Genomic DNA, 13,540 nt, shown 5'->3' on the forward strand with positions numbered 1-13,540 from the left:
TGAGGAGGGAATCGAATGAACAACCTTTGTGTAGCGCACCGTGGATTTTCTTCTATTGCACCAGAGAATACGATGGCTGCGTTTCTAATGGCCATGGAACGGCCTGAAGTTCAGTGGATGGAGCTGGATGTGCAGTTGTCGCGTGATGGTGTGCCAGTGATTATTCATGATTTTACAGTGGATCGTACGACGAATGGCAAGGGTCTGGTTCGGGAAACCGATTGGGCTGATCTGCAACGTTTGGATGCTGGAGCATGGAAAAACAAGTCTTACAAGGGCGAACGGATTCCGGCGCTAAGTGAATTGTTAGATCGCTCGTGCGGCAGAGTACGTCTTAACATTGAACTGAAAACGCAGGGAGACATGTACCCGGGTCTGCCTGCGGCTGTTATACATGAAGTGAGAAAAAGACATATGCAAAATGATGTGGTGATCACCTCATTTGAACCAGCCGCTCTGATCGAAGTGAAGAAGCTTGCACCGGAGATCCAGACGGGGCTGATTATCGATGCACGACCAGGTGATCTGTTAACTGCCCTGCAGCAGATGAATTGTACATTTCTCTCCATTGGATACACCAATGTAGACAAATCCTTAATGAACGAGATGCGGAGTGCAGGTATTCGGGTGATGGCCTGGACAGTAGATGACAAGACCATTATGAAGAAACTGGCCGCAGTTGATCCAGAGCTCATGTTATGTACGAACCGTCCTGACGTATGGGAGCTGGCATTTCAGGAGACGAGCAGCCGATTCTTCAGACCGTAATTACTCTAAATGCACTATTGAATCCAATAAAGGTGGTAATATACCCATGTTGACTAATATTCGCAATGTATACTGTGTAGGACGCAATTATAAACTTCACGCGGAAGAATTGGGTAACGCGGTTCCGGATGAACCAATGATCTTTATGAAACCTTCTCATGCAGTCGTGCCCCTGAGTGGTGAAACGCTTGAATTGCCTGCTACCAAGGGTGAAGTTCACTATGAAGCTGAGCTGGTCGTGCAGATCGGCCGGGCTTATGAGCCAGGTATGGCGGTAGATGAGCTGGTGGATGCGTATGCGTTTGGTATTGATTTTACGTTACGTGACGTACAGTCCGTGATTAAGAAAAAGGGCCACCCGTGGACAGCGGCCAAAGGATTCAAAAATTCGGCTCCGGTTACTGCATTTCAGGCGTTCCCGGGGGTGGCAACACTGCTGGAGAAAGACTTTACGTTGACTAAAAACGGTGAGGAAGTTCAACGTGGTAACATTCGTAACATGATCTTCAGTTTACAGGATATTGTGGATTATGTAGGTCACCATTACGGCCTGGGGCAGGGAGATGTCATTTTCACAGGAACACCGGAAGGTGTTGGACCAACACAAGCAGGAGATGTGCTCGAACTGGCATGGGACGGCAAATCCTTGGGTGCATGCACGATTGGGGCAGGGCAATAAGGATTACACAGTACAGATCATACCTGCTTGAGAAGTAGAAATGTTATAGGGTACAGGAAAGGGGCGTGCATACGCTCCTTTTTGTTATGTTATTCATGGCATTTTCACATTTTCATCGTACAGGTAGGTTTTTAATTACGTCAGATTATAAGCTGTATTTGCGCTCTGCGTGACCAACTCTTCCAGTTCGGCTTGGTATGCAGCGTGTTGCTTCGAGCTGATACTTCCACTTGCGAGTCGCTCATCCAATTGCTCTCTGAGCTGTCTTACTTGTATAGCAATCACCTCATCCCAATTCCCCCTGTTTTCTTCCGTAATCGTTCTCAGCGACTTACCGTTGTAGAGCTTCTGATACAGATCCTCTTCTGAAGACTGATTAAGAGCGCTGAGCAGTTCGTCACTACTTCCCTCACCAGGATCCAGGTCAACGATGGACCATTTGGCAGTAGGTATGGGGGAGACGGCAGATTGGCCCCATGCTGTTCCGGCGAAGGACATGGTGACAAACATGGTGCCTATAATAATGACTCGTTTCATATTCATATGCATATTCCTCATTTCTGTAGTAGAGTACGAACGAACTGATTCGTAGCTTGTAGTAGATGTATTTGTTGATGTATCGATCTGTGAATAGTGTAAACGGAGAACCTGAAGTGAAACTTAAAACGGAATAAATAATTTAGCCCGACAGAGAACGACCTTAAAAGAAGCATACTAACATAATTCACACTTGACAGGTTGGGTTAGTTGGTTATATGATGATCTCAATTATTTTAATACTCATTAAATGAACAGTGAAATAATTTGAACTGAAAATAAATCGAGCTGATTGGACCACCAAAGGCTCCCGGGACTACTCCACAATGGAATGTCTACGGGGGCCTTTTTTCGTGTGCTATTGAGGTTTCAGACGATCAAGGAGGTAATGAGATGAGTGATAGAGACTGGGAAGCGTTGGAGCGGACGGATTGGTTATTTCGCAAAATGGTCAGACGATTCGTCAAGGAGCGGGATCGTATCTCTGTAGAGGGCATCAGCCTGCCGGGCATGCTTATCCTGCACAAGATCATTCGTGAGGGAGAACAGCGTCTTGGAGATCTGGCAGAACAGTTGGACTTCACATCGGGTGCCATTACAGCTCTGACCGATAAGTTGGAGAAAAAGGGACTCACCATCCGCAGACGAAAGGAAGACGATCGCCGGACGGTTTTACTGGACATCACATCCAGCGGGCGGGAGATGTATGCGAGAAACAGCAACATCGGTGCCCGATGTATCACGCTTCTGTTTGAGGGTTTTACGGCGGAGGAACTGGAGCAGCAAAGTCAATTCTACGAGCGGGTAGTAGCAAATCTGGAGGGATTCTCGGACACAGTGCTGGAATTGGCGGAGAGCAACGGGATACAAGAACATGATAGCTCCTCCACAAGTAACTTTGAGCAGAAGCAACGGAACAATACCGGGAAGAGTAACTATCTCAGTTATTGAGGTTGGATCACAGTAATGACATTTGATATACCACAAACATTCTAGGGGAGAGATGATCAATGGGACACTCAACAATATATCCAACTGGCGCGACGTTATACAAACCGGACAAGGCTTGGGGCGGTTATACCGTGTATCAGGCAGGTGAAGAAGGCGTAGTATTGATTGATATGAATGGCAAGGAGGTTCACCTGTGGAAAGGGTTGTTAGGATTCCCGGCCAAAATATTGCCTGGAGGTTACGTGCTGGGCAGCACAGGTCGTAGAGATCCAAAGTTCGGCATTCAGGATAATGTTGATCTGGTTCAGGTAGATTGGGACGGTAACATTGTATGGAAATACAATAGCTACGAACATATTGAAGATCCGGGGTATGAGCCACTATGGTATGCCCGCCAGCATCATGATTATCAGCGTGAGGGTAATCCGGTAGGGTACTATGCACCTGGGCTTGCACCGAAGACGAAGAGTGGCAACACACTTATCCTGGCTCACAAAAATGTGAGTAACCCGCAAATTTCAGATAAGCCATTGCTTGATGACGCCATTATTGAAGTGGATTGGGAAGGGAAGGTACTTTGGGAATGGCTGCCTAACGAGCACTTTGAAGAATTGGGTTTTGATGAAGCTGCTCGAAATGTTCTGTTCCGTGATCCGAATACACGTTCTTTTGGTCATTTGGGTGGTGGTGTCGGTGATTGGTTACATATTAATTCTGCTTCTTATGTTGGACCCAACCGCTTCTATGAAGACGGAGACGAACGGTTCCACCCTGACAATATTATCTGGGATGCCAGAGAGGCCAATATAATCGCAATTACAGACAGGCAGAGCGGAAAAATCGTATGGAGACTGGGCCCCGACTATACTTCAACTGAAGCGAAGCACATTGGCACAATTATCGGGCAGCATCATGCACATATCATTCCTCAGGGCCTTCCTGGAGAAGGGAACTTGCTTGTATTCGACAATGGCGGCTGGGCAGGTTACGGCCTTCCGAATCCGGCTTCCCCATTTGGATTAAAACATGCGATTCGGGATCACTCTCGTGTGCTGGAGATTAACCCGGTCAGCCTAGAGATTGTCTGGCAGTATACATCGGCAGAAGCTGGATTTTCTGTTCCAACGGATTCCTATAAATTTTATAGTCCATACATCAGTTCCGCTCAGCGTTTACCTAACGGCAACACCCTGATAACCGAAGGTTCCAATGGCAGGTTGTTCGAAGTGACAGCCGAGCATGAGCTGGTCTGGGAATATGTCTCCCCTTACACGGATCGGCGAAATACCAATATGGTCTATCGCTCGTATCGAGTTCCTTATCAGTGGGTTCCACAGTTGGAGAAGCCGCAGGAAGTTCCCATTGAAACCATTGATGTCTCCACCTATAGGGTGCCGGGAGCAGCACCCAAAGGTTCTGCATCCATCGTGAGTGTGGAGACAACTCTTCCATTTGTGGAGGGAGCAGCCTGTGTGGCAACGTCGGATGAAGGCAAGACGGGCGATTAGGCGTCAAGATCATGACTAGATTGAATGGGGTGTATATTGTGAGAAAACCATCCATAATTACCGGCGTGTTAATAGCATTCCTGGCTACGGCACTGCTATTATCCGGATGCAGTTCAAGCGCAGCAGGGTCCGGAACCAAAGACGCTTCGGGTAAACATGCCGAGAATGTAAAAATTCGAATCGCAGATACCAGTACCAACCCAACGTTCAGGGTAGCCATTGCCAAAGGTTTCTTTGAAAAAAGGGGCATTGACGCAGAGAGTATTACGTTTGGCTCACCGGCTGAAGGTGTAAATGCACTATTTATCAAACAGGTGGATATTGCGTATGGGGCAGATTTTCCCGTATTGAATGCATTGGCTAAAGGAGAATATTCAGTCATCGCTTCGGCTGGTCAGGCTACGGATGAAGCGGCAGCCGCCTGGAAGCTGTATGCAAGGAAGGATATTCAGAGCGGAGCGGATTTGAAGGGCAAGAAAGTAAGTTTCATTCGAGGCACATTTATTCCGTATCTATGGGATGAATATCTGAAAGATCAGGGATTAGCGCTGGGTGATGTGACGCAAATTGGTCAGGGGGCTTTTGATGAGTCCTACATCGCACTGAAACAGGGAGACCTTGATGCCGCCTGGGTGATAGGCTCTGCGTTAACTGATAAATTCGATGCACTCGAAGGGGTCCATCAACTGACGGATATGTCCCAGACCTCTATACGCCTTGGTATGGGGCTCGTATCCAGTAATGAATTCATCCAGGCAAACCCCGAAAAGATAAGTGACTTTCTCGCGGCACTTGATGAGGCATCCGCGTATGCCCAAGCGCATCCTGAAGAAGTTGCGGATCTGATGTATCAAGAGACCAAACAGCCTAAAGATGCCACGTTGAAAGACCTTCCGATCAATCCATGGGAAGTTGGATTTACGCAGGCCGCTTATGATAGTTTGGCAGGTCAGAAGCAATATATGGTGGATACCGGAATCATTGAACAGGATTTTGATCTCGACACCAAACTCAATCTGACCTCTCTCCAGCAGGCTCTGCCGAAAAAAGTGACTTATAGCAAATAATTCATTCAAATGGGAGGTGTTCGTGATGTCCTTACCTGCAACTCAGCATACCATTCATATCGAACAGCTTCGGAAAACGTATCATGCCCCGACTAATGGGGATGTGCATTATATCATCAAGGATGTCGATCTGGTTATCAGGGGAGGAGAGTTTTTCGTCCTGCTTGGTCCCAGTGGGTGTGGGAAGTCAACGCTGCTGAACATGATCGCGGGTTTTATTTCCAAGTCGGGTGGCCAGCTCAAGGTGGATAACAAGGAGATTGACAGACCGGGCAGGGATCGGGCGATGGTATTCCAGCAGGCGGATTCCTCTCTTTTTCCATGGCTAACCGTGAGAGAGAATGTGGAATTTGGGCTCCGAATGTCCAAGGTACCTAAGGCACAACGACGTGAGATCTCTGATCGATACATCCAGCTTGTTGGACTAAGTGCTCATGAGGGGAAATTTCCAAAAGAACTCTCGGGGGGCATGAAGCAGCGGGTTCAATTGGCCCGTGTACTTGCGAATGACTCGGCGATCTTGCTGATGGATGAGCCATTCGGTGCGCTGGACGCGATGACGCGGCGTACGATGCAGAAGGAACTGGTGAATATCTGGAAAGAAACTCATAAGACCGTTATCTTTGTCACCCACGATATTCAGGAAGCGTTATTGCTTGGTGAGCGCATAGGCATTATGTCTGTAGGTCCGTCTTCGAATATTACGGATATTTACCACAACACATTACCTTACCCGAGGAACATCGCCTCATCTGAGTTCAACACCCTGTATGACCAAATTCAAGGCCACTTTGAAGAATAACTGAGGTGATATGTGAGATGAAATGGTTGGAAAAAAAATCGGTGTCCATCCCGCTCCTGTGGGTAACAGTCATCCTGATCTGGCAGTTTGGTGCCCTCATCTATGGGCATGACGTAATCCCTGGCCCTTGGGATACGATTCTGGGAGCGCGTGAACTGATTGCTGACGGTACGCTGATGCAGTATATCGGAATCAGCTTCACGCGTGTACTTGCAGGCTGGGTACTCGGAAGCATCATTGCTATTCCGGTAGGGCTGATTATTGGCAAAGTACATCTCATCCGGCTGTTCGCGGAACCCTTCCTTAACTTTATACGCTTTATCCCGCCGATCGCCTTTATTACTTTATTCTTGGTGTGGTTCGGTATTGGTGAGCAATCCAAGATTGCACTCATCATGTACGCAACCTTCTTCATTGTTGTGCTAAACACCTTAACGGGTGTGCTCTCCGTTGAAGAAGACAAAATCCGGTCGGCACGCAGTATGGGAGCCAATGAACGGCAGATTCTGCTGCATGTGATTGTTCCGGCGACAACCCCGTATATTTTCACAGGTGTGCGCCTGGCAATGGGAACTTCCTATATGGCTATCATTGGTGCGGAGATGATTGCCGCAAATGAGGGAGTGGGTTACCTGATCTGGAATTCCAGACTCTTTTTCCGTACGGATTGGATCTTTGTCGGACTGATTTCCCTGGGTTTCATGGGATTCCTGACGGATCGATTGTTTAACTGGTTTGGTCGCAGGATCCTCTACCGATATGGGGTCATTGGCGGAGCAAAACGAGTCTGAATGAGAACATAAGGATACGCAATTCCAGACGTTACTTGAGAAGGGGATTCATCTTGTTGTAACGTTTAGTCAATAACCTGTTTTGGCACTTCTACACGAGGCCGAAACAGGTTTTTTGTGTGCTGGCCTCAGGAGTTTCGGCATTGGCATCAAACCGTGGTATAATTGAATTTCAAAAATACAATTAACGTCATGTGGGCTGTACAAATGCTGCATGCAGGAGACATTATGGATTGGATTATTGGCGCCGTATGCGCTTCTATGGTGGCAGGTGCTGCCTATGCGAAAAAGTCGCTAACTCTGTCTGGCTGCCTGGCAGCAATTATGATGGGAACGATATATTACGGAGCGGGTAACCTGTTCTGGTTTGGCACGTTATTGCTGTTCTTTATTACTTCAACGTTGCTCTCCAGGTTTCGTAAAGATTGGAAGCAGGAGCTGGAGAAATCCTATGCCAAGTCAGGAAATCGGGACGCCGGGCAAGTAATGGCTAATGGTGGAATGGGCATGTTCCTATGTTTGGGATACTGGATATTTCCACATCCGGCATGGATATATGCGTTCATTGGTGTAATGGCTACCGTGACATCGGACACATGGGCAACTGAACTCGGGAGTCTCAGTCGCAAGCCGCCGCGCTCTGTTCTCACATGGAAGGTACTTACGCCAGGTGCTTCAGGAGGTGTCTCATTTCTCGGCACCGCGGCTGCAGCCGCAGGCGGGGCTCTGATTGGTGCGGGAGCCTTCATGTTTTCGTGGATCGCCGGGATCGAAGGCCTTGGTCTGTCTAGTTGGACTTTTGTCGGTCTTGTAGGCGGGTTGGCAGGTGCTTTTGCCGATTCCTATCTGGGCGCAACGGTGCAGAAGATGTATCGTTGCACTGTGTGTGGCCGTGAAGTTGAGGTGCATGAACATTGCGGGCATCCAACGGTTCGGGCTCGTGGCTGGGCATGGATGAGCAACGACCTGGTGAACGTGCTTAGTTCGGTTATCGGAGGATGCGTGGCGATAGGTTTAGGTAACATTTTGGCGTTGTAAGGGGGAGTACATTTGAGTACGGTACAGGGAGACAAATCGGAGGCTATTTTGGATGCGGCCTATGGTATTTTTGGCTCGAAAGGTTTTTATGAGACCAAAATGTCTGATATAGCAGACGAAGCCGGCATCGCAAAAGGTACCATTTATTTATATTTCAAAAGCAAGGAACAACTATTCATCGCAGTCTCCAAGCGGGACTGTAACAGTTTTATCAGTCGTCTTGAATATGCTTTGAACTCGCATGACAACACAGGTGATAAACTTGGAGCAATAGCCAAGACCCACCTTACGTATTATTATGAGCGCCGCAATCATACCAAACTCTTTTTTATGGCACCCAATAATGATCCGGATCTAATGAAATTCATGAAGGCATTCATGAACCAATACATGAGCATGGTGCGTGAAGTACTGGAGAGTGCAAGTATACCTGAGCCTGTATTGCTTGCTGAAGCTTATATTGGAATTCTGGACCGGCTGAAGATGGATATCATGTTGAATCCGGAGTTCAATGAGGAACATCTGAACAAACGAATTGCCTTTGCAGCAGCATTGTTTCTGGACGGATGCCGTTCTTTTTTACAAGTTTAAAGTGAGTGCGTGGATGTGCGTAATATGAATTTTATTTTACAGAGAAGTGGGTACGAGCAATGAACATAATGACGGTAGAGCAGATTGCAAAAAGTTATGGTGAAAAAATATTGTTCAAGGATGCTTCATTTGGCATGGCTGATCAGGACAAGATTGGTGTCGTTGGGGTAAATGGCACCGGTAAATCCACATTTTTGCGTGTGATATCCGGTATGGAACCGGCAGACGCGGGACAGATCTCCATCGGTAATGACGTACGTATTCAGTTCCTTGCCCAAAATCCGGACTTCAATCCAGACAATACGGTACTGCAACAAGTATTTGAAGGTGACAGCATGGAAATGAAAACCGTGCGTGAATATACGGAAACGATGGAATTATTGGAGCTGAATTCCTCCGATCCAGCGTTGCAAGAGCGATTATTACGTTTGAATCAGCAAATGGAGCAGCTTCAGCTCTGGCAGATGGAGAGTGAAGCGAAGAGTATCTTGTCCAAACTGGGTATTCGTCAATTCGATGCACTGATGGGCACGTTGTCTGGTGGACAACGCAAAAGGGTAGCACTCGCTGCTGCTTTGATTCACCCGTGCGAACTGCTCATTCTGGATGAGCCGACGAACCATATTGATAATGATTCGGTCGTATGGCTCGAGCAGTACTTGCAGAAGCGTCGCGGCGCACTGCTTATGATTACGCATGATCGGTATTTCCTGGATCGTGTGGCCAATGTCATGCTGGAATTGGATCATGGCCGTTTGTTCCGGTATGAAGCCAACTATACACGCTTTCTGGAACTGAAGGCAGAGCGTGAAGAGCGGGAAGCTTCTTCTGAACAGAAGCGTAAAAACTTGCTTCGGACGGAGCTCGCATGGATTCGTCGTGGTGCCAAGGCACGGACGACGAAACAAAAAGCGAGAATTGATCGTTTCGAACAACTCAAAGACCAACAAGGAGTCCAGCGCTCCGGTTCATTGGAAGTATCGGTTGGCTCCACTCGTCTAGGTAAAAAGATTCTGGAAATCGAGCATCTTTCCAAATCCGTCGGTGGCCGCACACTGATTGAAGATTTGAGTTATATTGCCGTACCTGGAGATCGGGTAGGGATTGTCGGACCGAATGGTAGTGGTAAGTCTACGCTGTTACAGATGATATCTGGCAAATTGGAACCCGATGCAGGCGTGGTTGACGTCGGTCCTACGGTCAATCTGGGCTATTTCACCCAGGAGCATCAGGAGATGGATGAATCTCTTCGTGTCATTGAGTACATCAAGGAAGTGGCCGAGAATGTGAAAACAGCCGATGGCTCTCTGATCACAGCATCCCAGATGCTGGAGCGGTTCCTGTTTACCCCGGCATCCCAGTGGACGCCAATCTCCCGCCTGTCTGGTGGAGAGAAACGTCGTCTGTATCTGCTGCGTGTTCTGATGGCTGCGCCGAATGTATTGCTGCTGGATGAGCCGACGAATGACCTGGACATCCAGACACTTGCTGTACTGGAAGACTATCTGGACGATTTTCCAGGTGTTGTCTTTGTGGTATCCCATGATCGCTATTTCCTTGATCGTACGGTGGATAAAGTGCTGTCTTTTGAGGGCAACGGTGCTGTACGTGTACATGTCGGCGACTACAGTGAGTATGCGGAATGGATGCTGAAAAATGCACCTGGAGCTACGCAAGAGAGTGACCCAGGATCAACGAAGGTGAAGCAGTCATCGGAGAAAACAACTCCCGCTGTGTCAGCAGCTAAACCCAAGTTGAAATTCAGCTTCAAGGAGCAACGTGAATACGATCAGATTGATGAAAATATTGAGAAGGCTGAAGCCAATCTTGTCCGGATTAATAAAGAGATGGAAGAGTCATTTAGTGATTCTGCCCGTCTGCAGGAGTTGATGGCGGAGCAGGTTGAGGCTGAACGTCATCTGGACGAATTGATGGAACGCTGGACCATTCTGAATGAACTTGCAGAGCAGATTGAACAGAGCAAGTCTTAATTTATAGTTAAACATCGCCCTTTCTTCTAGAGTGACTTGATGTCGCTTTGGAGGAGAGGGCTATTTTTTGTTTGTGAATTTCGCATGAAAGTGAAACGTTCAGTATATTCATTACGTTGTATAAGTAAAGAATTCCATAGAAGGGAGAGAACACCATACTTATGTATAAAGAAATCAATGAACAGTTGGCGGTACTCAAGGAAAAGGGGAGAATTTACGAGAAATGGACCAAGCGTTTGGAGAAGCTTCAAACGGAAGAAACCGAATGGGAAGCAAAGGTAAAACGTCGTCAGGAGCACCTCCAGAAGGAGCAGAAAGATGTTGATCGACTGAACAGTATGACATTGGCAGCATTTTTCTATCAGCTGATTGGCAAGAAAACGGAGCAGCTGGAGAAGGAAGAACTCGAACTGATGGAAAGCAAGGCTGCATACGATACCGCTTGTCGCATGTTACAAGACGTACAGGAGCAACGAATTCATGTGGAGCAGGAGTTGGAGGGCGGGCGGCAGTATCAATACTGGCAAAGCGATTACAACGCTCTGTGGGGGAAGAAGGAAGGTCGTCTGCTGGACCAGGATGCTGAATTGCAACACATGGCTGAAAATCGGGAACATCTGGCGAGTGAACTTCAGGAACTGGACGAAGCTTTCCGGGAAGGGGAATACCTGGTCTATGCCCTTGAACGTGCCGAGAAGGCTTTGGCTTCGGCAGGTAATTGGGGCATATATGACATGATGGGTGGTGGGGTAATCTCCACACATATCAAGCGGGGACGTATGGATGACGCTCAGGTCGCCATTATGGATGCAGGAAAGCGTCTACGACGTTTCCAAAAGGAATTGGAGGATGTAGAGATGGCAGTACATGCGGATCTGCATCTGGGAGGCCTGCTTTCTTTCGCAGACTATTTCTTTGATAACCTCTTTGTGGACTGGATGGTTCAGGACAAAATTCGTAAAGCCGAACGTCAGGTGAAAGATGGACTGAGTGCGGTTCGACAGACCATGCATGTGTTAAGCAATGAAATGCGTGACCACAGGGCAGAGTTAGAGCGTTTGGAGCATAAATATCATGCCTATGTGGAACAGGCAGATTAAGAGATAGGACAGCAAAGGACACTTCCGATCGCACCGAATGGCTGTGCTTGGAAGTGTCCTTTTGCTTAGACGTACATATGGATGTTATTCACGATTTTTAGTAAATGGAAGATTCTGTTTTACTTCGTTGTAATGTAGGCAGCGAGCAAGCGTGCCGTATTCAAGACAGCATCCTTATGTGTGCGCTCCATGGAATGAGATGCGTGAACGCCCGGTCCGATCAGTGCTGCCCGGATATTGTTTCCTCCGCGTAGTGCTGCACTTCCATCTGAGCCATAGTGGGGGTAGATGTCCACAACGTAATCCAACCCATCTTGTTTGGCCAGTTCAATGAGACGACTGGTCATATCGTAGTCATACGGTCCAGAAGAATCTTTGGCACATATGGATACATCGGTTTCTTTACAACTCAGATCATCGCCCATGGCTCCCATGTCTACAGCGATCATTTCACTGATTTCCGCAGGGATATACGAGGCACCATGTCCGACTTCTTCGTAGTTAGAGATGAGCAGAGAAACATTATGTATTGGTTTCCAGCTTTCGCGATGGGCAGACTCAAGGATGCCGAACAATGCGGCTACACTGGCTTTGTCGTCCAGATGACGTGATTTGATATAACCGCTTGGGGTAATAACTGCACGAGCATCAAAGGAGATAAAGTCACCAACAGCGATCCCGAGTTTTAACACATCATCCTTGGAGGAGACAACTTCATCAATTCGCACTTCCATATGGCTCTCGGTCCGTTCAAAGGTACGTGCATCTGGATATACATGTACAGACGGGTGAAGGGAGAGAATGGTGCCTGTGTATGTCTTTCCGTCCCGAGTATGTATGCTGCAATATTCGTTTTCGATACTTTGCATGGTAAATCCACCGACAGAAGTCAATTTCAAGGTGCCGTGGGATGTAATGGAGCGTACCATGGCCCCTAGCGTATCCACATGGGCACTCAGAGCAATCGTCTTGGATGAATCCTGCCCTGGCAAAGTAAGCACGGCACCACCCTTATTATTGAGCTCACAAGTGATGCCCAGTGATTGAGCTTCTTGGCTAATCATCTCGATAATATGATGGGTGTAGCCGCTTGGACTTGGTGTATCCAGCAATTTTTTCAGAAAAGACAGAACGTAAGATTCATCAATGGTATAACTCATTGTGTAATTTCCTCCTTGAAACGTGGGTATGGTGTGAAACAAATACAGCCTGTCTGGGGGAGTGAATGTGATACTGCCATTCCTGACTCGCCAGCAGGCTGATTCTGTTGGTTACAATGTCCCGGTAGGATTTCCTTTGCGCTGACTCTGGATCGAATCATTCTCCAATAGGCTGTCCGGTTCAGTTGAGTCAAGCGAATCCATCGATTTGAATGAATCGAACGAAGAGTTGCTTGTAGCCGAACTTTCCAATTCAGATACACGCAATTTCAATTGCTTGTTCTCGCGTTGCAGTCGGTATTGGCGATAGATGCCATATGAACCTACAATAATCCCACCGATCAGGGTGCAGCCGAGGATCAGCAAAATCAGCGGGATTTGAACCGTGCTAAATAACAGGTTAACCTGAACAGAATCAACGTTAATAACCGCAAAGATTCCTGTGAGCAGTGCAAAAACAAGACCTGCTATGAGTGCCCATTGCATTTTCATGGTGTTGCCTCCTTGTTGAACAATTGAGAACTAGTATGCATTACCCATATTCGAGTATGTTGCAT

At 47.5% G+C, this 13,540-nt stretch carries 14 protein-coding genes; 11 read left to right on the top strand and 3 right to left on the bottom strand.

What is annotated here, in order from left to right:
• Nucleotides 1-15 precede the first annotated feature (15 nt).
• Nucleotides 16-768 (top strand): glycerophosphodiester phosphodiesterase, encoded by a 753-nt coding sequence (locus NLBNIHML_RS27470; RefSeq protein WP_253433275.1) that lies wholly within the window; start codon nt 16-18, stop codon nt 766-768.
• Nucleotides 769-814: 46 nt separating this feature from the next.
• Nucleotides 815-1,447 carry a fumarylacetoacetate hydrolase family protein gene (locus NLBNIHML_RS27475; protein WP_339260250.1) on the top strand — a complete coding sequence of 211 codons (633 nt, stop codon included), beginning with the start codon at nt 815-817 and terminating at the stop codon, nt 1,445-1,447.
• Nucleotides 1,448-1,582: 135 nt separating this feature from the next.
• On the opposite strand, the gene NLBNIHML_RS27480 is transcribed toward NLBNIHML_RS27475, so the two are convergent.
• Nucleotides 1,583-1,990 (bottom strand): hypothetical protein, encoded by a 408-nt coding sequence (locus NLBNIHML_RS27480; protein ID WP_494353248.1) that lies wholly within the window; start codon nt 1,988-1,990, stop codon nt 1,583-1,585.
• 387 nt (nt 1,991-2,377) lie between these two features.
• Here NLBNIHML_RS27480 and NLBNIHML_RS27485 point away from each other — a divergent pair, with 387 nt between their 5' ends.
• From NLBNIHML_RS27485 to NLBNIHML_RS27525, 9 genes are all read left to right on the top strand, one after another.
• Nucleotides 2,378-2,935 carry a MarR family winged helix-turn-helix transcriptional regulator gene (locus NLBNIHML_RS27485; protein ID WP_339260255.1) on the top strand — a complete coding sequence of 186 codons (558 nt, stop codon included), beginning with the start codon at nt 2,378-2,380 and terminating at the stop codon, nt 2,933-2,935.
• Nucleotides 2,936-2,994: 59 nt separating this feature from the next.
• Nucleotides 2,995-4,443, top strand: a complete 1,449-nt coding sequence (locus tag NLBNIHML_RS27490; protein WP_342572498.1) for an aryl-sulfate sulfotransferase — start codon at nt 2,995-2,997, stop codon at nt 4,441-4,443.
• An 11-nt stretch (nt 4,444-4,454) separates the two neighbouring features.
• Entirely contained in the window at nt 4,455-5,510 is a 1,056-nt protein-coding gene (locus NLBNIHML_RS27495; RefSeq protein WP_494353249.1) for an ABC transporter substrate-binding protein, read from the top strand.
• Between the two features lie 25 nt (nt 5,511-5,535).
• A complete protein-coding gene (locus NLBNIHML_RS27500) occupies nt 5,536-6,312 on the top strand; it encodes an ABC transporter ATP-binding protein (RefSeq protein ID WP_494353250.1) in 777 nt (258 codons plus the stop codon).
• 17 nt (nt 6,313-6,329) lie between these two features.
• On the top strand, nt 6,330-7,103 hold the full coding sequence (locus tag NLBNIHML_RS27505) for an ABC transporter permease (RefSeq protein ID WP_494353251.1): 774 nt from the start codon (nt 6,330-6,332) through the stop codon (nt 7,101-7,103).
• A gap of 228 nt (nt 7,104-7,331) precedes the next feature.
• Nucleotides 7,332-8,141: a DUF92 domain-containing protein gene (locus NLBNIHML_RS27510; protein WP_494353252.1), complete on the top strand. Its 810-nt coding sequence runs from the start codon at nt 7,332-7,334 to the stop codon at nt 8,139-8,141.
• A gap of 12 nt (nt 8,142-8,153) precedes the next feature.
• Nucleotides 8,154-8,732, top strand: a complete 579-nt coding sequence (locus NLBNIHML_RS27515) for a TetR/AcrR family transcriptional regulator (RefSeq protein WP_494353253.1) — start codon at nt 8,154-8,156, stop codon at nt 8,730-8,732.
• 59 nt (nt 8,733-8,791) lie between these two features.
• Nucleotides 8,792-10,723: an ABC-F family ATP-binding cassette domain-containing protein gene (locus NLBNIHML_RS27520; RefSeq protein ID WP_339260265.1), complete on the top strand. Its 1,932-nt coding sequence runs from the start codon at nt 8,792-8,794 to the stop codon at nt 10,721-10,723.
• Nucleotides 10,724-10,884: 161 nt separating this feature from the next.
• A complete protein-coding gene (locus tag NLBNIHML_RS27525; RefSeq protein ID WP_339260267.1) occupies nt 10,885-11,823 on the top strand; it encodes a hypothetical protein in 939 nt (312 codons plus the stop codon).
• Nucleotides 11,824-11,942: 119 nt separating this feature from the next.
• Here NLBNIHML_RS27525 and NLBNIHML_RS27530 read toward each other — a convergent pair whose 3' ends face one another.
• Complete coding sequence (locus tag NLBNIHML_RS27530; protein ID WP_339260269.1) at nt 11,943-12,983, bottom strand: M42 family metallopeptidase; 1,041 nt, start codon at nt 12,981-12,983, stop codon at nt 11,943-11,945.
• A gap of 111 nt (nt 12,984-13,094) precedes the next feature.
• The gene (locus tag NLBNIHML_RS27535; RefSeq protein WP_339241162.1) at nt 13,095-13,475 is read right to left on the bottom strand and encodes a LapA family protein; all 381 of its coding nucleotides are present in this window, start codon (nt 13,473-13,475) and stop codon (nt 13,095-13,097) included.
• Nucleotides 13,476-13,540: the final 65 nt, after the last annotated feature.

This window comes from Paenibacillus sp. JNU01 (assembly GCF_059130585.1).

What these genes read in the sequence shown, in the direction of transcription:
- NLBNIHML_RS27470 (WP_253433275.1), top strand. Translation starts at nt 16, where the DNA reads ATGAACAACCTTTGTGTAGCGCACCGTGGATTTTCTTCTATTGCACCA.
- NLBNIHML_RS27475 (WP_339260250.1), top strand. Translation starts at nt 815, where the DNA reads ATGTTGACTAATATTCGCAATGTATACTGTGTAGGACGCAATTATAAA.
- NLBNIHML_RS27480 (WP_494353248.1), bottom strand. Translation starts at nt 1,990, where the DNA reads ATGAATATGAAACGAGTCATTATTATAGGCACCATGTTTGTCACCATG.
- NLBNIHML_RS27485 (WP_339260255.1), top strand. Translation starts at nt 2,378, where the DNA reads ATGAGTGATAGAGACTGGGAAGCGTTGGAGCGGACGGATTGGTTATTT.
- NLBNIHML_RS27490 (WP_342572498.1), top strand. Translation starts at nt 2,995, where the DNA reads ATGGGACACTCAACAATATATCCAACTGGCGCGACGTTATACAAACCG.
- NLBNIHML_RS27495 (WP_494353249.1), top strand. Translation starts at nt 4,455, where the DNA reads ATGACTAGATTGAATGGGGTGTATATTGTGAGAAAACCATCCATAATT.
- NLBNIHML_RS27500 (WP_494353250.1), top strand. Translation starts at nt 5,536, where the DNA reads ATGTCCTTACCTGCAACTCAGCATACCATTCATATCGAACAGCTTCGG.
- NLBNIHML_RS27505 (WP_494353251.1), top strand. Translation starts at nt 6,330, where the DNA reads ATGAAATGGTTGGAAAAAAAATCGGTGTCCATCCCGCTCCTGTGGGTA.
- NLBNIHML_RS27510 (WP_494353252.1), top strand. Translation starts at nt 7,332, where the DNA reads ATGGATTGGATTATTGGCGCCGTATGCGCTTCTATGGTGGCAGGTGCT.
- NLBNIHML_RS27520 (WP_339260265.1), top strand. Translation starts at nt 8,792, where the DNA reads ATGAACATAATGACGGTAGAGCAGATTGCAAAAAGTTATGGTGAAAAA.
- NLBNIHML_RS27525 (WP_339260267.1), top strand. Translation starts at nt 10,885, where the DNA reads ATGTATAAAGAAATCAATGAACAGTTGGCGGTACTCAAGGAAAAGGGG.
- NLBNIHML_RS27530 (WP_339260269.1), bottom strand. Translation starts at nt 12,983, where the DNA reads ATGAGTTATACCATTGATGAATCTTACGTTCTGTCTTTTCTGAAAAAA.
- NLBNIHML_RS27535 (WP_339241162.1), bottom strand. Translation starts at nt 13,475, where the DNA reads ATGAAAATGCAATGGGCACTCATAGCAGGTCTTGTTTTTGCACTGCTC.